Here is a 19,159-nt window from a genome sequence, read left to right on the forward strand (position 1 = left end):
ATGGTCGGCGGGCGGTAGGATCAGCCGACCATCAGAGGGGACCCGGCATGAAACACCCGAGACGCCTGTTCGCAGGCGTTGCCGTGCTGGCGCTCGCCGCGAGCGCGAGTGTGGTGGTGGTCAGGCTCGAGCACGGTGGGTCGACGCCGGGCAGCAGCGCGGCGGCGGTCGAGGCGACGCCGGCGGGCGAGCTCACCGACGCCCAGAAGGCGGTCCGCAAGCGTGAGGTCGACGTGGTCCTCGCGCGGCGCTCCGCGGCGGTCCTGAAGGGTGACGTCAAGGGCTTCCTCGCGGCGGTCGATCCGAAGCAGCCGCAACTGGTGGCCCGGCAGCGGACCCTGTTCACGAACCTGCGCCAGTTCGCGTTCACCAGCCTGACCTACTTCGTCGGCGACGAACGGCTGGCTCCCGCGCAGGTCGCGCGGTACGGACGGACGACGTTCTCGACCCGGGTGATGATGCGGTACCAGCTGACGGGGCTGGACGCGAAGCCGGTGCAGACCGACGTCGGGTACACGTTCGTCAGGCGCGGTACTGCGTGGGTCCTGGTCGCGGACACAGCGATCGACGAGACCCTCAGCCCCGACGGTCATCGCCAGCCCTGGGACTTCGGCCCGGTGGCCGTGGTTCGCCGCGGCAAGGTCGTCGTCGTGGTCGATCGCGGCGAGAAGGCGCTGGGCAACAAGATCGCGAGGGCGTCCCAAGGAGCCGTCGACGGCGTCCGCCGGCACTGGCCGCGTCCGTGGAACGGCGCCGTCATGGTGGTCGCCATGTCCGAGCCGCAGGTGCTCTCGATCCTGTGGACCTACGGCTCCGGCAGCGGCTGGACCGTGGCCGCCAAGGCGGTCAGCCTGTACGACGGTGATCCGTTCACGCAGCGCCAGACCGCGCCGGTGAGCAGCAGGATCGTGGTCAACCCGGCTGTCCGTCAGCAGTTGGATCGGGACCTGCTCGTGCACGAGATGACGCACGTCGCGACGCTGCGCCTCGGCGCACGCGCACCACTCTGGCTGGTCGAAGGTATCGCGGAGTACGTCCGCACCGCCTCCATCGAAGACGACCCGAAGTGGACCGTCGACCCCTACCGTAAATCGGTCCGCACCAAGTACCTCTCGTCGATGAAGGTCCTCCCCGGCCAACCCGAGTTCAACGCCAGCGGCGACCGTGCCTACGGCCAGAGCTGGTGGATCACGTCGTACCTGGAAGACCAACTGGGCGGGACGAAAGTCGCGGCCCTGTACGCCGACCTGGCCCAGCACAACACCACCCAAGCCGCCTTCGCCACCATCCTGAAGAAACACACCGGCAAGACCCCAGCCCAGTTGGTTGCCGCCGCCAAGAAGTTCAAAGGCTGATTTCTCCGGGTGCGGGAATAACCACTCGCGTTCCACCTTCTCCCTCTGCACACGACCAGAGAACCGACAAATGCGAGGGTCATCCGCGCCCTGCTCGAGGCGTGGGTGAGGGTCGGCTTGGCGTGGGTCGAGGGATGCAGTGGTGCAGTTCGACAGGATGTGTCGACGCGATCCGGCTGGTCTGAGGCGCGAATGCCTCAGCGGACCTGCTCCCTGGACCGACACTTCCTGTCGAGCTGCACACCGAAACAGAATCGACGCCGGTCGCCGGTTGCGCCGACCCCCAGCTGATTGCTGTCAGGTCAGGCTGGCGACGCCCTTGGGCAGGAAGCGGGTGCCGTTGACCTTCTCGGAGATGCCCGACCGGTCCAGGTACGGCGTGATGCCGCCGAGGTGGAACGGCCAGCCGGCTCCGAGCAGCAGGCACAGGTCGATGTCCTGCGCCTCCGCGACCGCGCCCTCGTCCAGCATGATGCGGATCTCTTCGGCGAGGGCGGTCAGGACCCGGGTGCGGAGTTCGTCCGGGGTCGACGGGGTGGAGCCGACCGTCACCAGCGCCTCGACCTCCGGGTCGACCACCGGCTTGCCCTCCGGCCACAGGTAGAACGAGGTCTTGCCGGCGGCAACCACCTTGGCCAGGTTCTCCGACACCGCGAACCGCTCCGGGTACGCCCGGTTCATCGTCTCCGCCACGTGCAACGCGACCGGCAGACCGACGAGCTGCAGCAGCACGAACGGCGGCATCGGCAGCCCCAGCGCCGACAACGCCTTGTCCGCTTCCGGAATCGGCGTCCCTTCGTCGACCGCAGCGCTGACCTCACCCAGGAAGCGGGTCAGCAGCCGGTTCACCACGAAGGCAGGCGCGTCCTTCACCAGCACGCACGACTTCTTCAGCGTCTTGCCCACCGCGAACGCTGTCGCCAGCGATGCGTCGTCGGTCCGGTCGGCCCGGATGATCTCGAGCAGCGGCAGTACGGCGACCGGGTTGAAGAAGTGGAAGCCGACGACCCGCTCTGGGTGCTCCAGGTCCTCGGCCATCTCGGTCACCGAGAGGGAGGAGGTGTTTGTGGCCAGGATCGCGTCCGGACGGATGATCTTCTCCAGGTCGGCGAAGATCGTCTTCTTCAGCCGCAGTTCCTCGAACACGGCCTCGATCACGAAGTCGGCATCCGCGAACACGGCCCGATCCACCGACCCGGTGAGGAGGGCTTTCAACTGGTTCGCTTTGTCCGGTCGGATCCTGCCCTTGCCGAGCAACTTGTCGATCTCACCGTGCACGTACCCGACGCCGCGGTCCACCCGCTCCTGGTCCAGGTCCGTGAGTACGACGGGCACCTCGAGGCGACGTACGAACAGCAGGGCCAGCTGGCCGGCCATCAGACCGGCGCCGACGACGCCGACCTTCGTGACCGGGCGGCCGAGCGACTTGTCCGGCGCGCCGGCCGGGCGCTTGGCCCGCTTGTTCACCAGGTCGAAGGCGTACAGGCCGCTGCGCAGCTCCTCGCTCATGATCAGGTCGGCAAGCGCCTCGTCCTCGGCCGCGAAACCACGGTCCCGGTTGTTGTCCTTGGCCGCCGCGATCAGCTCGAGCGCCCGGTACGGCGCCGGCGCCGCACCACTCACCTTGACATCGGCGAAGCCCTTGCCCCGGGCAACGGCCGCATCCCAGGCCTCGCCGCGGTCGATCTCGGCCCGCTCGACCGTGATCTCACCCGTGAGGACCTTCGAGGCCCAGATCAGCGACTGCTCCAGGAAGTCGGCCGAGTCCAGCAGTACGTCGCCGATGCCGAACTTCACCGCCTCCGGCCCGCTCAGCATCTTGTTCTGGTTCAGGGCGTTCTCGACGACGACCTTCACCGCCTTGTCCGCCCCGATCAGGTTCGGCAGCAGGAAGTTGCCACCCCAGCCCGGGATCAGGCCGAGGAACACCTCGGGCGTCGCGAGCACGCCGGCCGCGGCCGAGACGGTGCGGTACGTGGCGTGCAGCGCGACCTCGAGACCGCCACCCAGCGACACGCCGTTCACGAACGCGAACGACGGCGTGCCGCCGTCGACCAGCTTGCGCATCACGCCGTGACCGATCCGGCCCAGGTTCAGCGCCTGCTCGCGATCGGTCAGCTTCGGTACGCCGGTCAGGTCGGCACCGGCGGCCAGGATGAACGGCTTGCCGGTGACACCGATCGCGGCGATGTCGTCGCGCGCGAGCGCCGCGTCGAGCGCGGTGTTGAGCGACGCCAGGCCCTTCGGCCCGAACGTGTTGGGCTTGGTGTGGTCGTGCCCGTTGTCGAGCGTGATGAGCGCCATGACACCGGCTTTGCCCGGCAGCACGACGTCCCGCGAGTGCGCGAGCGTGACGACCTCGTCCGTCGACAGAGCAGAGGCCGAGTCGATCAGTTCCTGCAAGCTCATGCCGAGGCACCTTCCCAGTTCGGGTTCTCCCAGATGACCGTTCCACCCATGCCCAGGCCGACGCACATCGTGGTCAGGCCGTAGCGGACCTCGGGGCGCTGTTCGAACTGCGTGGCCAGCTGGTTCATCAGCCGGACGCCGGAGGATGCCAGCGGGTGGCCGTAGGCGATCGCGCCGCCGTACGGGTTGACCCGCGGGTCGTCGTCGGCGATGCCGTAGTGCTCCAGGAACGCGATCACCTGAACGGCGAACGCCTCGTTCACCTCGAACGCCTGGATGTCGTGGATGGTCAGCCCGGCGAGCTTGAGCGCCTTCTCGGTGGCGGGGATCGGGCCGACGCCCATCACCTCGGGCTCGACGCCGGCGAAGCCGTAGGACACCAGCTTCATCTTCGGGGTGAGGCCGAGCTCGGCCGCGGCCTCGGCGGATGTCAGCACGCAGGCGGTCGCGCCGTCGTTGATACCGGCCGAGTTGCCCGCGGTGACCCGGCCGTGCGGGCGGAACGGCGTCTTCAGCGTGGCCAGGTCCTCGACCGTGGTGCCCGGCCGCATCGGCTCGTCGGTGGCCGCGTAGCCCCAGCCCTGCTCGGCCGACCGGGTCGCGATCGGGACGAGGTCCGGCTGGATCAGGTCGTTGGCGTACGCCTTGGCCGCCTTCTCCTGAGACGCGGCGGCGAACGCGTCGGCGCGCTCCTTGGTGATACCGGGGAAGCGGTCGTGCAGATTCTCCGCGGTGGAACCCATCACGAGGGCGGAGGTGTCGACCAGCTTCTCGGCAATGATGCGGGGGTTCGGGTCGACGCCCTCGCCCATCGGGTGGCGGCCCATGTGCTCGACCCCGCCGGCGACGACCACGTCGTACGCGCCGAAGGCGATGCCCGAGGCGGTCGTGGTGACAGCGGTCATCGCGCCCGCGCACATCCGGTCGATGGCGTAGCCGGGAGTGGTGTTCGGCAGGCCGGCCAGCAGGGCCGCGGTCCGGCCGATGGTCAGGCCCTGGTCGCCGATCTGGGTGGTGGCCGCGATCGCGACCTCGTCCACCCGCTCCGGCGGAAGCTCCGGGTTGCGCCGCAGCAGCTCCCGGATGCACTTGATCACCAGATCGTCGGCGCGGGTTTCGGCGTACTGGCCCTTGGCCTTGCCGAACGGGGTGCGAACGCCGTCGACGAACACGACATCGCGGATCTCACGGGGCACGGGGGCCCTCCTCTGGGGGTCGGGAAAGCTACCTCGATGCTACCCGTCGGTAACAGAACTCCCCAAGCAGCCACGCCTGTGCGGCTGCTCACAGCGCACACCCGGTTGCTCACGCAGACCACAACCCGTGGCGAACCGGCGCGATTCGGCGCATGCTGGTGGCAAGGTCCGTGTGTCTGGAGCCGTTCATGAACAATGCTGATCTCTCCGTGCCGGTGCTGAGCCGGGGCAAACACCGCAACCCGCGCAAGGGTGCCTGCTTCATGGAGTTCGCCTCCTATCTGGCAGGCGAGCCATGGTCGGACCATCCGGCCTGTACGCATCCGCTGCTGGCGGGCGTGGCGCGCGACGTCAACGACTGCACGACGGATGCCGGCCGCACCCGGCTGGCGCCACTGATCCCATCGGTGATCGGGTTGACTCCCGACGATCCACACGTCGTAGCGCGGGTGACCGCCCGCTGTATCCAGCATGCGCTGCCGGTGGTGTCGCAGGAGCGGCAGTACATCCTCGCAGTGGCTCTGCTGGTGGGGGAGAAGCAACTCGCCGCGCTGGACGGGCGTCCACTCGACGACCTCGAGCCCGACTCGCAGGCGGTCCTGGAGGCGGTTCCGGCCGCGACCAAGTGGGCGCGGTCCTTCACCGCAAGGGCCCATCGGGGTACGCCGGACTTCGCCAAGCGGACCGCGCCACGCGCCGTGTCCTGCGCGGTGGAAGGCATCTCGCAGGCCTGTGTGCCGGACCCGGACGACCGGCTGTACAACCTGCTCACGGCGGCCATCACCGAGTGCAAACTCTGGATGCCCTCGCCAACTCCTGCCCCGGAGCCCATCCGGACCGAGTCCGTGGAAGTTCGCTAGCCGAGCAGTATTCTTCACCGTGTGACGTCCGGCAATCGACGCCGCCGAGCCGGCCTCGCGGCGTACAGTCGCGTCCCGGCCCCGTCCTCCCAACCTCGAAAGGTTCTGCATGAGCCTGTACGACATCCCGCTGACCACCCTCGCCGGCGCTCCGACCTCGCTCGGTGACTACAAAGGCAAGACCGTCCTGGTCGTGAACGTCGCGTCGAAGTGTGGCCTGACCCCGCAGTACGAGGGCCTGGAGAACCTGCAGAAGCAGTACGGCGCCCGTGGCTTCACCGTGCTCGGTGCCCCGTGCAACCAGTTCGGCGGTCAGGAGCCGGGTACGGCGGACGAGATCTCCGCCTTCTGCTCGACCACGTACGGCGTCACCTTCCCGATGCTGGACAAGCTCGAGGTGAACGGCGACGGCCGGCACCCCCTGTACGCCGAACTGACCCTGACGCCGGACGCCGACGGCGAGGCCGGTGACATCCAGTGGAACTTCGAGAAGTTCCTGATCACCCCGGAGGGCACGGTCGCCGCCCGCTTCCGCCCGCGCACCGAGCCGGAGTCCGCCGAGGTCGTCACCGCGATCGAGTCCCACCTCCCGGCCTGAGGCATCCCGCGCCGGCCCAGCCAGGCCCGCTCGCCCCTCGCCGGGTCTGTCCGGTCTGCTTCTCCGTCGCCCGCCGCGCCCCGCGCGGCGGGCGATTTTCTGTGCCCACAACTCATTGCAACAACTCTTTCGAAAGAGTACTTTCGATGGATGCCGAACCCGCATCGCCGTCTCAGCGACCCCCGTGAGCTCAACGCCCTGGCCCATCCGGTGCGGATGGCGATCGTCGAGCTGCTGTCGATCAGCGGACCACTGACCGCCACCGAACTGGCCGACCGGCTCGACGAGACGCCGGCCAACTGCTCGTGGCACCTGCGCAAGCTGGCGCAGCACGGGTTCGTGGAGGAGGCCGAAGGTGGGAAGGGCCGGCAGCGGCCATGGCAGGTGCCGGGGCTCGGCTTCCGCTGGGACGACGAGCACGCCTCGGGGTCGATCGACGAACGTCGGGCTGCGCAGGCGCTGTCCGAGGTGACGATGGGCCGGGCGATGGACCGGCTGCGGGAGGCACAGCAGCGCGCGCCGGAGGAGTCCGAGGAATGGCGCGCGGCGCACAGCAGCACCGAGATGGTCGCGTGGCTGACTGCGGACGAGCTCAAGGAGATGAACGTCGCGATCAATGCGGTCCTCGACCGCTATGTGGAGCGACTGACTGAACCGAAGGAGCGACCATCCGGCGCGCGTCTGTGCGAGTTCGTCGCGTGGGGCGTTCCGACGTACTTCCCGGGGGTCGAGCCGGCATGAGGAAACTGTTCGCGCAGCCCGGGTTCCCTCGCCTCTTCGGTGGGCTGAGTACGTCGATGCTCGGCGACTCGGTGATGCTGCTGGTGTTGAGCATGTGGGTGAAGACCCTCACCGACTCGAACGCGATGGCCGGTCTGACCTTCTTCTTCATGGTGCTGCCGGCGCTCGGCGCCCCACTCCTCGGCGTCTGGGTGGACCGGCTGCCCCGCAAGGCGATCCTTGTCTGGGGCAACTTCGCCAGCGCGGCCGCGGTCCTCCCGCTCGTGCTCGTGCGGGACGCGAACGACGTCTGGCTGATCTGGGTCGTCGCCTTCCTGTACGGCGTCTCGTTCGTCGTACTGCCCGCGGCACTCAACGGCCTGCTCAAGGACCTGCTGCCCGATGAGCTCCTGGTCGACGCGAACTCGAGCCTGGCCACGATCAAGGAGGGCTACCGGCTGTTCGGGCCGCTGGTCGGGGCCGCGATCTTCGCGACCACGGGCGGCTGGCTGGTCGCGGTCGTCGACGCCGGCACGTTCGTCATCGCCGGACTGTTGATCGCGACGATCACGATCACCGAGGCGCCCGCGCCGGCGAAGCACACCTTCCGGGAGGACGTCCTCGAGGGTGTCCGGTTCCTGGTCAACGACCGCGTACTCCGCCACGTCCTGCTGGGGCTCGCGATCTCGATCCTGGTCATCGGCTTCTTCGAGTCGTCGATCTACGCGCTGATGGACGCCTTCGGCAAGCCGCCGACCTTCTCCGGCGTCTTCGTGACCTGCCAAGGCGTCGGCGCGGTCATGGGCGGGCTCACCGCGAGCCGCGCCGTCCGTCGCCTCGGTGAGATCGCCACCTGCGCACTCGGCCTGACGGCTCTGGCCGCCGCCACCATCGTCTGCGCGGCCGCGCCGAGCATCGTCCTGGTCCTGGTCGGCGCGGGCATCTGCGGTGTCGGGCTGCCGTGGACGTTCGTCGCCTTCACGACGCTGATGCAACGGCGTTCGCCGGGCCACCTGATCGGCCGGGTGTCGACCGCGGTCGAGGTGCTCGTGTCCACGCCGCAGGCGATCTCGCTTGCCATCGGCAGCCTGCTGGTGAGCCTGCTCAGCTACCGGCAGATCTTCGCCATCATCGCGACGGTCATCCTGCTCGGCGCACTGCAGATCGTCCTCACGCTGCGCCGCGAGATCCGGGCGGACCTGACGACCAGCGACCGCCACCCGGTGGATCCGGTCGCTGCCCCGGAGGCGGATCCCACCTCCGGAGCCGACCTGCTCTGACCGGTCACTTGGACGCGGCGAACGCTTCCTCGTACTCCTTGCGGACCTGGTCGCCGCCCTGCTTGCGCCAGCGGTCCATCGCTTCGTCCCAGGCCGCCAGGTCCTTGCGACCCTGAAGGACCTCGGCGAGGGCGTCGTCGAGCAGCTTGGTCAGCGTGTTCCGCTTGCGGTTGTAGGTCTCGGAGTACAGCGCGTCGGCCGGGTTGGCGAGCGTCATCGGCACCGCCTTGACCTGGTACGCGTGCTCCTTCGTGGTCTCTTCGGGGTGACCTGGTTCGTACAGCGGCCAGGGCGCGTCCGCGATCCGGTAGAACTCGGCGGTGTGCTCGACCTCGCCCTTGCTGGTCAGGATCGGGTCGCCGTTCACCATGGTGTAGTCGACGCCTTCTTTGCCGTACCGGTTGATCAGGTACTCCTGGGTGCCGAACGGCGCCGCGAGGTAGTTCGCGACCCGGAGCATCAGCTTGATCCGCTCCTTGTCGTCGGTCTTCTTGAACGCGGTCGTGCTGAACGACGGAACGCCGCGCCCGAGGTTCGGCGTCGAGCCCGCGTCGTACTTCGGCGGCAGCATGCCGTCGAACTGCACGGGTGAGTTCGGCTTCAGGTACTGCGTGACGTACTGCGGCCAGGCGGAGTAGTTGTCGCTGACCATCACGACCCGTCCGCCGCCGATCCAGTCCTTGAACGGCGCACCCTGAGTGAACGTGTCGGGATGGAAGTAGCCGGCCTTGACAAGTTCCCGGGTGTCGCTGATCGCCTGCTTGGTCTGGTCCAGCTCGTTGATCGAGGTGAACTTGCCGCCCTCCTCCTGCCAACCGACCGGAGCTCCCATCATCCGCAGGATGAGGTCGCGAACTCCGGGCGCGCCGTGGAACGCCCAGCGGTTCTCCTTCGGGTTCGTGACGCCTTTGGCGAGCTCCTTGAACTCAGCGAACGTCGCGGGCGCCGGATTGAGGCCGTGCGCCTTGACGATGTCGACGCGGGTGAACCAGATGACGCCGACCCGCTCCCGGGGGATCGGGATGCCGTAGATCCCGCCGTTGAACACCGTCGTGCGCCAGGCCTCCGGGCGCAGGTTGGCCAGCATCGGGTAGTCCTTGATCGCGTCGCCGGCCAGGAACTCGCTGAGGTTCTGGCACTTCGCGTCCAGCAACTGCGGCAGGTTGGGCGTATTGACGATCATGGTGAAGTCCGGCAGTTCGCCGCTGAGCACGGTCGGAAGCTTGTCGGCGTAGTTCGCGCTCGGCACCATCTGCAGGTTCAGGGTGACGCCGAGCTTGTCGTTGACGTTGCGCCAGTACTCGTTCCTCGACGCCGCCGGTGGGATCGGCCGGAACTGCTGGATGAAGGCGGTGAGTTCTTCCGAGCCCGTGCCCGGCCGGTCCGGGACTCCGACGATCGGAGTCCCGGGGTACCGCAGGAAGCCCGACATCACGCCGTCCTTCGTCGGCGCCAGGTCCGGCTTGACCCCCTGATACGGAATGTACGACGGGAGCTGGACCCCGGAGTTCTGCTGTTGCTGGCTCGTGGTGGGGGAGCTGGAGCAGGCACTGAGGGTCGGGCCGGCGGCCGCGGCGGCCGCGGTTCCTCCCATCAGCCGGAGGAGGGTACGGCGACTCATTGACTCGGACATGGCGTTTCTCCTTTCGAAGCCGGCGATGGACGGCGGCTCAGCCTTTGACGGCGCCGACCAGAACGCCCTTCGTGAAGTGGCGCTGGAGGAAGGGGTAGACGAGCAGGATCGGGATCAGCGAGATGACGAGAATGGCCATCTGGAGCGACTGGGTCGGCGGCAGCACGCCGGCCTCCCCGGACAGTTGCTCCGCACCGAGCCGCGCGTTGTCGACGACATACGTGCGGAGCACCAGTGGGAGCGGCAATTTCGACGGATCGTTGATGTAGAGCAGGGCGTTGAACCACGAGTTCCAGAACCCGACGGCGAAGAACAGCCCGATGACGGCGAGGGCGGCCTTGGACAGCGGGAGGATGATGCGCACGAAGATCTGCAGGTCGTTGGCCCCGTCGATGCGGGCCGACTCCAGGATGTCCGGCGGCAGTCCCATCATGAACGAGCGCAGCACGATGACCGAGAAGCCGGTGACCAGCACTGGCAGGATCAGCGACCACCAGCTGTTCAGCAGTCCCAGCTGCTTGATCAGCAGGTAGTTCGGAATGATCCCGGGACTGAACAGCATGGTGAGCAGGACGACCATGAGGATCGGCTTGTGCGCGAAGGACGTCGGCCGCGACAGCGAATAGGCCATCGCCGAGGTGACGATCAGGCCGAGAACCGTCCCGACGACGGCGATCCCCACGCTGACGAGCAGCGCCCGGGCGACCACGCCGCCGGCCAGGATCGAGCTGTACGCCGACAACGACGGCCGGTCCGGCAGCAACACGTAACCACCCGCGTCGGTGATCTGCTGCTGGTCGGCCAGGCTCGTCGAGATCACCGAGACGAACGGCATCACGACCAGCGCACAGGCGATCAGGAGCACGATCGCCTTGAGAATCTTGATCGGCAGGGACGCCGGCGCCATCGCGGGCGATCGGCCGTGGGTCCTCGTACGGGCTGTGGTGTTCATCGCGATCGGTACACTCCGTCCTCTCCGAAGAGATGCGCGACCTTGTTCGCGCCGAGGACCAGCGCCAGGCCGACGACGCCCTTGACCAGGCCGACCGCGGCGCTGATGCCCCACTCGCCCTGCTGGAAGGCGTGGTGGTAGACGTAGGTGTCGAGGACCTCGGTGACCTCGGTGCCCGCACCCTGCTGCAGCAGGATCTGTTCGAAGCCGACGCTCAGCGAATCGCCGAGACGCAGGATGCCGAGCAGGATGATCAGCGGACGCAGCGCCGGCAGGGTGACGTGCCACATGTGCCGGGCCGGCCCGGCGCCGTCGACGGAGGCGGCCTCGTACTGCTCCTGATCGACGCGTGACAGCGCGGCCAGGAACAGGATCGTTCCCCACCCGGTGTCCTTCCAGATGACCTGCGACGTGATCAGTGCGCGGAACGCGTCCGGGTTGCCGATGATCTCGATCGGCTCGATGCCCTTGTGCCGCAGGTAGGTGTTGAGCAGACCGGCGTTCCCGAGGATCTGCTGGAAGATCGCGACGACGATCACCCAGGACAGGAAGTGCGGCATGTACAGGACGCTCTGCACGAATCGCTTGATCGGCTCGTACATCAGGCTGTTGAGCACCAGCGCGAGAACGATCGGAGCCGGGAACACGAACGCGACCTGGAGCACCGTGAGGACGAGCGTGTTCTTCAGCGCGTTGAGTACGTCGGGATCGCCGCTGAAGATCAGAGCGAAGTTCGAGAAGCCGACCCACGGGCTCTGCCGGACGCCGAGGTACGGCTGGTAGTCCTTGAATGCGATCACGTTGCCGAGCAACGGGACGTAGTGGAAGACCAGGAAGACCAGCAGGCCGGGCACCGCGAACACGAGCAGGCCCCAGTCGCGCTTCAGGCGCGCGAGCCGGCCCAGCGAATGCGGTGATCCCGGCGGAGCTGACTTCACCGCCGGCCTCTTGTCGATGGTCAATGCCACGGTCAGCTCCTTCCACGCACCATCGGTCGGACTTCCGTGTAGCCGGCATTGCGGTAGTCGGGGTCCGCGTCCGGGCCGTAGCCAAGGGCGGCGCGTCGGGTCCGGAACCGCTCGACCAGCTCGCGGTACTCGGGTGCGGCGATGAAGTCCCGCTGCTCGGACGGATCAGCCTCGAGGTCGAACAGCACCTCGGGCATGGCTTCGCCGTAGTACTGGTACTTGAGGTTGCCCTGCTTGATCATCAGGTTCGTGTCGCCGAAGTGGGAGACCGATTCGCCGGACCAGTCCGTCGGCTCTCGGCGCATCAACGGGACCAGGCTGCGACTGTCGAGACCGTCCGGCACCGGATGCCCTGCCAGGTCGCACAGGGTCGCGTACAGGTCGCAGAGGTTGACGTTCTCGTCGATGTGGCTGCCACTGAAGTGCTGCGGCGAGCGGATGATCAGCGGGACCCGGGCACTGGCTTCGTAGAACTTCTGCTTCTCCCAGATGCCGTGCTGACCGAGCATCTCGCCGTGGTCGGCGGTGTAGACGATCACCCAGTCGTCCAGGTCCTGGCCCTGGTGCCGCAGCGCCCTGAGCACCTGCCCGAACATGGCGTCCACGTTTTCGACCATCGCGTAGTACGCCGCTGTGGCCCGGCGGATCTCGACCTCGGTGGCGTCGATGCCCGGGCGCACCTGGCGCTGGGCGAGGAACGGGTGGTCGGACACCGGTTGGTTCAGGTACGGCGTGACGCGGTTGAGGTAGTGGGTGAAGCGTTCCTCGTCCGCGAAGTACGGGTAGTGCGGCTGGTTCAGGCTCACCTTGAGCAGCAAGGGCTGATCGGGGCTGGGCCGGTCGTAGTACGGATCGGTGAAGAACTCCCCGATGAAGTCCAGCGCGCCGGTGAGTGTGTATTCGTCCTGCGCCACCAGTGGTCCGCGGCCGATGCCGGCCCGCTTGACCTCCTTGGCATCGCTCCACTTCACCTCGGCCAGCGACGGCACCCGCTCGGCGAACTCGGCGGCCGGGCTGTCGACGGCGTCCGCGCCGATGGTGATGTCGGATCCGATCCGCCGGGTCCAGCCCTGCATCTGGTCCACGCCGCGGTGGTGAAGCTTGCCGCAGGCAACGGTCGCGTACCCGTGCCGGGCCAGCGTGCGGGCGAACGTCTCGTGCCCCGGGGGCAGATCCTCCCCGTACCGCAGACATCCGGTCGTCCGTGGCAACTGCCCGGACATCAGACTCTGCCGGGCCGGGATGCAGACCGGGGAGGGGGTGTAGGCGTTGCCGAAGACGGCACCCGTTTCGGCCAGCCAGTCCAGCGTGGGTGTCCTGATCACCGGATCTCCGGCGAACCCGGCCACGTCGTACCGGTGCTCGTCGGACATCAGGAACAGGATGTTGGGACTCTTCGGGACCACTTTTGCAACCGTCCTTAAGAAGATCGCATCATGGTGACATCCTCCCAATTGGGCGTCAACACCGCAGGAAACTTTCTGCCCAATCAGAAAACGTTCTCTGGGCACCTGTTGACGCACAGTCCGGCGCACGCGCATCATGGTCGGCACGCACTTCTTCAGGAGGGTTCCGAAAGTGGGTGGCGTTCGACGAGTCAGGGACGAGCATCGGGCTCAGGTGCTCGGCCGGCTCCGTGCTCACGGCAACTTGTCCAAGGCGATGCTGGCCCGCGACCTGGGGCTGAGCGTGCCGACGATCTCGGAGATCCTGGCCGACTTCGAGACCGAGGGCGTTGTCCTGCCGGTGAGCGAGGGGGAGTCGTCCGGCGGCCGCCGGCCGATCCTGTACGGCCTGAGAATGGACCGGCTGCTGGCCGCCGGAGTGAGTGTCGACCGGCATCACATCTCGGCGGTGATCTCGGACCTGTCCGGACAGATCCACGGCGAGGTGTCGACCGACTGTGACCTCGAGGACGGACAGCGGCGCTTCGAGCGGACCCTGGACCGTGTCGTGGGCCGGCTCTTGACGACGGTGGAGACACCGGACCGGGTGACCGGACTCGGCGTTGCCGTGCCGACCCGGATGCAGCGCTCGAGACCCGGCATGTTCCTTCCGCAGCAGGCCCCGGGCTGGACCGGCCTGGATCTGCATGCGTTCCTGGCCGACCGATTCGAGCTCCCTGTCGTGGCCGAGAACCGCGCCCATGCGGTGGCTGTCGGCGAGCACCTGTTCGGCGCCGGTCGGGGAGCCACTGATCTGCTGTGCCTGGTGGTGGACGAGGGTCTCGGCGGTGCCGTGATCAGCGGCGGCCGGTTGTTCACCGGAGGCGATGGTGCTGCCGGGGCGGTCGGCCGGATGATCTTGGACCTCAACGACGGCAAGGGCGGCGTGACACCGGTGAAGGTGTCGGACGTGGTCGGCTCTTCGGCCATCATCCGCGCCGCGGTCGCACGGCTCCGTGAGTCCAGGCGCAGGCGCCTCGGTGGCGTGCCGTTGTCGCGCGTCGACGCCGACGTCGTGATCGACGAGGCACTGTCGGGCGACCTGCAAATGGCCGAGGTACTGGCCGATGTCGGTCGCGGCCTGGGCGCGGTGGTTGCTGCGACCTTGTGTGTGACGGACTCACCCCTGGTGGTGCTGTGCGGCTCGACCATGCGCGCAGGCGACTTCATCGTCGGTCCGTTGCAGGAGGTCACCGACCGCCGGCTGCCGTTCGCGCCACCGACGATCCGCCTCGGTCGCCTCGGCGCGCGAGGCGGCGCGCTCGGGGCGGCGGCCCTGGTGCTCACCGGCATGGTCGGTGGCCCGATCTCGCCGGCTCAGGAGACCGCGGGGTCGCTGTAGCGGCAGGCACGTCTGGGAGAAGAGCGGTAAGGGTCTGATCCGTGCTGCGCTCTGACGAAGGAGAAGATGCTATGCCTGGCAAGATCTCGCGAAGAGGCGCACTGAAGGCGAGTGCGATCGCGTCGGGAGCGGTCCTGCTGCCCACCCTGCCGGCCGCCGCCGCGGCGCCGGGTGTCGCCACCGCGAAGACGACGATCAAGGTCTCCGGCAAGCCGTGGGGAGTGAGCACTCGCTACATCGGCGCCGATCGCGGCATCACGAACTTCGACATCCGCGACATCAAGGATCTCGGCATCAACACCTACCGTTTCTACGAAGGTCACATGTACGCGTGGGAGTGGGACGACGACGACGGCGTCTTCGGCTCGCCCACGATCGACGAGATCAAGTCCGACCCGAACGTCGTCAACTGGGCGTGGTGGGACAACGCCTTCACCCATCCGCCCGAGGGCAGTCCGTTCTGGTACGCGACGAATCCCGGCGAAGGATGGCAGGGCAACTGGCGCCAGATCTTCGGCAGCCTCAAGGACGCGCACGTCAAGCCGATGGTGTCGCTGCGGGTCCAGAACGCGACCCTGGATCCGGACTGGGCCACGCCGCTCAACCCACCGAACACGCCCGAGGGCCGCAACGAGTGGTGGCAGCATGTCTTCGCCAGTGTCTACTGGCTGAACGTCCGCAACGACTACCGGGTCGACGACTGGGAACTCGGCAACGAACCGAATCACGACGGGCAGGGCTGGCTCGGCACCGAGGACGACTACTGGGATTTCGTCAGGCTGACCAAGGACGCCATCGACTACACCTATCAGCGGTTCCTTCCGCAGCGGGCGTACCAGACCTACGCACCGGTGTCGGCAGGTACGTCGGTCAACGACGCCGGCGACCGCTTCGGCTGGATCAAGGACGCGCTCGAGAAGGTTCCGGACTCCTTCGACGCGGTCGACTACCACGACTTCTCCGACGACCCGAGCGGAAACCTCCGCGAGGTGCACCAGCTCATGAACGCCGCCGGGCAACCGGATCGCCCGTTGTGGGTGACGGAGTGGGGCCCGGTCTACGGCCACGGCGCCGACTCGTATCAGCAGGTCTCGTCCGGAGTCCTGATCCTGCAGAACCTGATCCGGATGTCCAGCCCGGACTCGTATGTCTACGGCAACCACATCGTGAATCTCTACGATGCGCCGAACCGGGCGTACCTGGTCGGGAAGGACGGCACCCGCCGGGTCACGTACTACGCACTCCGGATGGGGATCCGCGCGCTGCAAGGCGGCCGTGTCACCCATGAGAGCGTCGCCGGCTCTCCGGACATCCTGTCCATCACCACCCGCGACAGTCACGGTGACGTCTGGTTCCTGGTCGTGAACTCGGCGACCGAAACGGCGTACAGCGTGGATGCCGATCTGAGCGAACTCGTGCGCGCGGGAGCGGGCGAGCTGTGGGAATTCAGCGACACCAACCACGACAGGAGAACCGGCCACAGCCGCGTTGAGGACGGCCACGTGGACGTCCAGGTGCCTGCACTCGGGGCAGTACTCCTGCGCATCGACGGTTCGAGGAGATGACTGTGCACAGACCACTACTGTTACGCACGGCAGCGACGATCGCGGCGCTGGTCATGGTCGGCGCCGGCAGCGTCGCGGCCGCCGTTCCAGCCTCGGCGGCCACCGCGGTGCCTTGCGCGTCACGCGTCGGTCCTGGTGAGTATCCGAACCCGTTGCACGAATGTCCGGCGGCCGATCCCGGGATCGTTGTCCAGGGCAACACTTGGTACGCGTTCACGACCGGGCTCAAGCAGTACCGTTCCCGCGATGCGGGGTACACCTGGGAGGACCTCGGGCGCTTCGTCGAGCCGCCGGCCGGGTACGTCGACTTCTGGGCACCGGAGGTGTACCAGATCGGTGGTCAGTGGGTCGCCTACTTCAACATGCGTACGGCCCCCGGCCAGTTCAACAAGATCTACGTCGCCACCTCACACGACCTCGAGAAGGGCTGGCAGCTGAATCCCACGCCACTGGCGGGCATGCCCGACTACTCGATGATCGACGCCACCATGTTCCAGGACGTGGACGGTGCGCGGTACCTGATCTGGAAGGACGACCTCCAGGGAACGCTCACCAAGCGCATCTCGATCGGCCGGCTCTCCCCGGACGGACTGACCCGAGTCGGTCCGGCGACCGAGATCATGCACGTGACGCTGCCGTGGGAAGGCAACTCGGTCGAGGGTCCGAGCATGCTCTACCGGGACGGAAGCTACTACCTGTTCTACAGCGGGAATCTGTACACCTGGAACGGCAACTACGCGGTCGGTGTCGCCCGGGCCACCTCGCCGATGGGGAACTTCGACGCCGGCAAGCACCCGACGCCGATCCTGCGCGGCGACGACCGGGTCGCCTCGCCCGGCCACCAGTTCATCACCGACGTCCGGATCGGCGGGCAACAGCGGCAGATGATCTTCTACCACGGCTATCCGTGGTACGACGCCGACGGCAACCATCTGCCGTCCGTGCAGACCCGCAAGCTGATGATGGACGAACTGCACTGGGATGCGGAGGGCTGGCCATGGGTGAACGACGGTACGCCGAGCGACTGACCTCAGATCGAACGCTGTCGCCGTACACAGGGTGGACACGGGAGCACTGGGAGCAGACGGCTGACCGGACCTTGCTCGCCTTGCGGGATTTCGCGAGCCCGCGTCATGCGAATGTCGATCCTCCCGGTCCGGCGTCGAGGTCCGGGTCGGCGAGCGACGGGCTGGAAGGGTTCGCCAGATCATTTCTGACCGCCGGCTTCCGGCTCGCCGGATCGGAGGACGATCCGCACGATCACGCCGGCTGGTACGCCGAGGGCCTCGCCGCCGGCGCGGACCCGACCTCACCGGAGGCCTGGCCGCGGCTGACGGAGTTCGGTCAGCCGCGCGTCGAGGCAGCCGCGATGACCATCGCCCTGCACGAATCCCGTGCACAGGTCTGGGACAAGCTGGACGACCGGACGCGTGCGCAGGTCGTCGAATGGCTGGCGCCGGCCAACGAGGTCACGTACTCGGCGAGCAACTGGCTGTGGTTCCAGAACGTCACCCTCGCCTTCCTGCGCTCGGTGGGCGGACCGTGCGACGAGTCGGTGATCCAGAAGAACATCGCGACGCTGGACACGTTCTACCAAGGCGACGGCTGGTACACCGACGGGATCCGCGAGGGCAGGACCACCCACTACGACTGGTACAACGGCTGGGTCATGCACCTGTTCTCGCTCTGGTACTGCCGCATGTCGGGCGAGACCGGCGAGCTGCTCGACGGTTATCGCGAGCGGTTGCATAAGTACCTCGGCACCGTCCAGCATCTCGTCGGAGCCGATGGCGCGCCGCTCCACCAAGGCCGTTCGCTCGTGTACCGGTTCGCGACCGCGTCGCCGTACTGGGCGGGCGCGATCTTCGACGCGAGTCCGTTGCCTCCCGGAGCGACCCGGCGTCTGACCAGTGGCATCCTCAGTTGGTTCGCCGATGCCGGTGCCTGGGACGACCGTGGTCTGCTCGGCCTCGGGTGGCGTACGGCGTTCCCGCGGATGCGGCAGTCGTACTCGGGTCCGGGATCGCCGTACTGGGCGAGTCTGGGCTTCGCCGGACTTGTGCTGCCGGCGGGTCATCCGGTGTGGACCGCCCGCGAGGAGCCGCTGCAGCTCGAGCAGTCCGATGTCTCGGTCGTTGCTCGGCCGCCGGGCTGGCTCATCTCGGGTACGACGGCCGACGGCATCGTCCGCGTGGTCAACCACGGCACCGACCACGCCGGGACCGAACTGGCTGCGGAGGATCCGCTCTACTGCCGCCACGCCTACTCGACGATCACCGGGCCCGATCTGATCGACGCGGACGAGGTCCCGGACAATCAGGTCGCGGTGCGAAGGTCCGACGGGCGGTGGTCGCAGCGGCGCCCGATCACCCTCCTGAGCCTCGGCCCGCGGACGGCGGTCAGCCGGTTCCCCGTGCAGTTCGGGGCGGAGGAACCGGAGACAGCAGGCCTTTCAGTTGTCACCGCGTCCGTCCTCCATGGTCCCTTCGAGGTCCGCATCGCCCGCGTGGACGGCCAGTTCGACGGTGAACCGTTGACCCTGACGATCTCCGGCTACCCACTGACAGGGTCCGGGCGGGTGTCGGCCGTCGTACCGCTGATCGGCGAGTGGCAAGAGGGCAGCACGACCCGGGAGGGCGTGAACGCCTTCGGCGAAGTGTCTGTCACTCCGTGGGTCGAGACCGGCCTCGAACCCGGACGCGTGTACGCCGCCGTAGTGCTGCTCAGCGGTCAGGACTGCATCACCGACGGGATCACTGCAGAGGTCGACGGCGCCACGGTTGTCGTCACCTGGCCAGACCAGCAACAGGATGTGGTCGCGCTGAAGTAGAGGCCA

The 19,159-nt window shown here is 67.6% G+C and carries 15 protein-coding genes; 9 read left to right on the top strand and 6 right to left on the bottom strand.

All coding sequences use genetic code 11. The features are described from left to right. Positions 1-47 precede the first annotated feature (47 nt). Positions 48-1,355 carry a peptidase MA family metallohydrolase gene (locus tag ACIBG5_RS03785; RefSeq protein WP_396389899.1) on the top strand — a complete coding sequence of 436 codons (1,308 nt, stop codon included), beginning with the start codon at positions 48-50 and terminating at the stop codon, positions 1,353-1,355. Between the two features lie 297 nt (positions 1,356-1,652). Here the strand turns inward: ACIBG5_RS03785 and ACIBG5_RS03790 are convergent, their stop codons facing one another. Both ACIBG5_RS03790 and ACIBG5_RS03795 read right to left on the bottom strand, forming a co-directional pair. Then, positions 1,653-3,764: a 3-hydroxyacyl-CoA dehydrogenase NAD-binding domain-containing protein gene (locus ACIBG5_RS03790; protein WP_396389900.1), complete on the bottom strand. Its 2,112-nt coding sequence runs from the start codon at positions 3,762-3,764 to the stop codon at positions 1,653-1,655. Next, a complete protein-coding gene (locus ACIBG5_RS03795) occupies positions 3,761-4,960 on the bottom strand; it encodes a thiolase family protein (protein WP_396389901.1) in 1,200 nt (399 codons plus the stop codon). The genes ACIBG5_RS03790 and ACIBG5_RS03795 overlap by 4 nt, the downstream gene beginning before the upstream one ends. Before the next feature lie 188 nt (positions 4,961-5,148). On the opposite strand from ACIBG5_RS03795, the gene ACIBG5_RS03800 reads away from it, so the two are divergent. The 4 genes from ACIBG5_RS03800 to ACIBG5_RS03815 all read left to right on the top strand — a co-directional run bounded on the left by ACIBG5_RS03800 (position 5,149) and on the right by ACIBG5_RS03815 (position 8,418). Continuing rightward, entirely contained in the window at positions 5,149-5,820 is a 672-nt protein-coding gene (locus ACIBG5_RS03800; protein WP_396389902.1) for a hypothetical protein, read from the top strand. Between the two features lie 109 nt (positions 5,821-5,929). Then, complete coding sequence (locus tag ACIBG5_RS03805; RefSeq protein WP_396389903.1) at positions 5,930-6,418, top strand: glutathione peroxidase; 489 nt, start codon at positions 5,930-5,932, stop codon at positions 6,416-6,418. Positions 6,419-6,568: 150 nt separating this feature from the next. Then, positions 6,569-7,159 carry a winged helix-turn-helix domain-containing protein gene (locus tag ACIBG5_RS03810; protein ID WP_396389905.1) on the top strand — a complete coding sequence of 197 codons (591 nt, stop codon included), beginning with the start codon at positions 6,569-6,571 and terminating at the stop codon, positions 7,157-7,159. Continuing rightward, positions 7,156-8,418 (top strand): MFS transporter, encoded by a 1,263-nt coding sequence (locus ACIBG5_RS03815; RefSeq protein ID WP_396389906.1) that lies wholly within the window; start codon positions 7,156-7,158, stop codon positions 8,416-8,418. Before ACIBG5_RS03810 ends, ACIBG5_RS03815 begins: the two co-directional genes overlap by 4 nt. Positions 8,419-8,422: 4 nt before the next feature. On the opposite strand, the gene ACIBG5_RS03820 is transcribed toward ACIBG5_RS03815, so the two are convergent. From ACIBG5_RS03820 to ACIBG5_RS03835, 4 genes are read right to left on the bottom strand one after another with little or no spacing between them, the layout of a single operon-like run. Then, entirely contained in the window at positions 8,423-10,051 is a 1,629-nt protein-coding gene (locus ACIBG5_RS03820; protein ID WP_396389907.1) for a hypothetical protein, read from the bottom strand. A gap of 37 nt (positions 10,052-10,088) precedes the next feature. Next, positions 10,089-11,003: a carbohydrate ABC transporter permease gene (locus tag ACIBG5_RS03825; protein ID WP_396389908.1), complete on the bottom strand. Its 915-nt coding sequence runs from the start codon at positions 11,001-11,003 to the stop codon at positions 10,089-10,091. Further along, the gene (locus ACIBG5_RS03830; RefSeq protein WP_396389909.1) at positions 11,000-11,971 is read right to left on the bottom strand and encodes an ABC transporter permease; all 972 of its coding nucleotides are present in this window, start codon (positions 11,969-11,971) and stop codon (positions 11,000-11,002) included. Before ACIBG5_RS03830 ends, ACIBG5_RS03825 begins: the two co-directional genes overlap by 4 nt. A 2-nt stretch (positions 11,972-11,973) precedes the next feature. Further along, a complete protein-coding gene (locus ACIBG5_RS03835; RefSeq protein WP_396390760.1) occupies positions 11,974-13,515 on the bottom strand; it encodes a sulfatase-like hydrolase/transferase in 1,542 nt (513 codons plus the stop codon). A gap of 34 nt (positions 13,516-13,549) precedes the next feature. On the opposite strand from ACIBG5_RS03835, the gene ACIBG5_RS03840 reads away from it, so the two are divergent. From ACIBG5_RS03840 to ACIBG5_RS03855, 4 genes are all read left to right on the top strand, one after another. Then, positions 13,550-14,758, top strand: coding sequence for an ROK family protein (locus tag ACIBG5_RS03840; protein WP_396389910.1), 1,209 nt, complete (start codon positions 13,550-13,552; stop codon positions 14,756-14,758). A 71-nt stretch (positions 14,759-14,829) separates the two neighbouring features. Beyond that, a complete protein-coding gene (locus tag ACIBG5_RS03845; protein WP_396389911.1) occupies positions 14,830-16,323 on the top strand; it encodes a hypothetical protein in 1,494 nt (497 codons plus the stop codon). A 2-nt stretch (positions 16,324-16,325) separates the two neighbouring features. Next, positions 16,326-17,351: a family 43 glycosylhydrolase gene (locus ACIBG5_RS03850; protein ID WP_396389912.1), complete on the top strand. Its 1,026-nt coding sequence runs from the start codon at positions 16,326-16,328 to the stop codon at positions 17,349-17,351. After that, positions 17,321-19,153, top strand: a complete 1,833-nt coding sequence (locus ACIBG5_RS03855) for a DUF2264 domain-containing protein (protein WP_396389913.1) — start codon at positions 17,321-17,323, stop codon at positions 19,151-19,153. Before ACIBG5_RS03850 ends, ACIBG5_RS03855 begins: the two co-directional genes overlap by 31 nt. Positions 19,154-19,159: the final 6 nt, after the last annotated feature.

It is taken from the genome of Kribbella sp. NPDC050241 (assembly GCF_044459685.1).
Classification (GTDB): domain Bacteria; phylum Actinomycetota; class Actinomycetes; order Propionibacteriales; family Kribbellaceae; genus Kribbella.

Bases quoted from the DNA above. Each gene is read 5' to 3' on its own strand.
- ACIBG5_RS03785 (WP_396389899.1), top strand. From the start codon at position 48: ATGAAACACCCGAGACGCCTGTTCGCAGGCGTTGCCGTGCTGGCGCTC.
- ACIBG5_RS03790 (WP_396389900.1), bottom strand. From the start codon at position 3,764: ATGAGCTTGCAGGAACTGATCGACTCGGCCTCTGCTCTGTCGACGGAC.
- ACIBG5_RS03800 (WP_396389902.1), top strand. From the start codon at position 5,149: ATGAACAATGCTGATCTCTCCGTGCCGGTGCTGAGCCGGGGCAAACAC.
- ACIBG5_RS03805 (WP_396389903.1), top strand. From the start codon at position 5,930: ATGAGCCTGTACGACATCCCGCTGACCACCCTCGCCGGCGCTCCGACC.
- ACIBG5_RS03810 (WP_396389905.1), top strand. From the start codon at position 6,569: ATGCCGAACCCGCATCGCCGTCTCAGCGACCCCCGTGAGCTCAACGCC.
- ACIBG5_RS03815 (WP_396389906.1), top strand. From the start codon at position 7,156: ATGAGGAAACTGTTCGCGCAGCCCGGGTTCCCTCGCCTCTTCGGTGGG.
- ACIBG5_RS03820 (WP_396389907.1), bottom strand. From the start codon at position 10,051: ATGTCCGAGTCAATGAGTCGCCGTACCCTCCTCCGGCTGATGGGAGGA.
- ACIBG5_RS03825 (WP_396389908.1), bottom strand. From the start codon at position 11,003: ATGAACACCACAGCCCGTACGAGGACCCACGGCCGATCGCCCGCGATG.
- ACIBG5_RS03835 (WP_396390760.1), bottom strand. From the start codon at position 13,515: ATGATGCGCGTGCGCCGGACTGTGCGTCAACAGGTGCCCAGAGAACGT.
- ACIBG5_RS03845 (WP_396389911.1), top strand. From the start codon at position 14,830: ATGCCTGGCAAGATCTCGCGAAGAGGCGCACTGAAGGCGAGTGCGATC.
- ACIBG5_RS03855 (WP_396389913.1), top strand. From the start codon at position 17,321: ATGGGTGAACGACGGTACGCCGAGCGACTGACCTCAGATCGAACGCTG.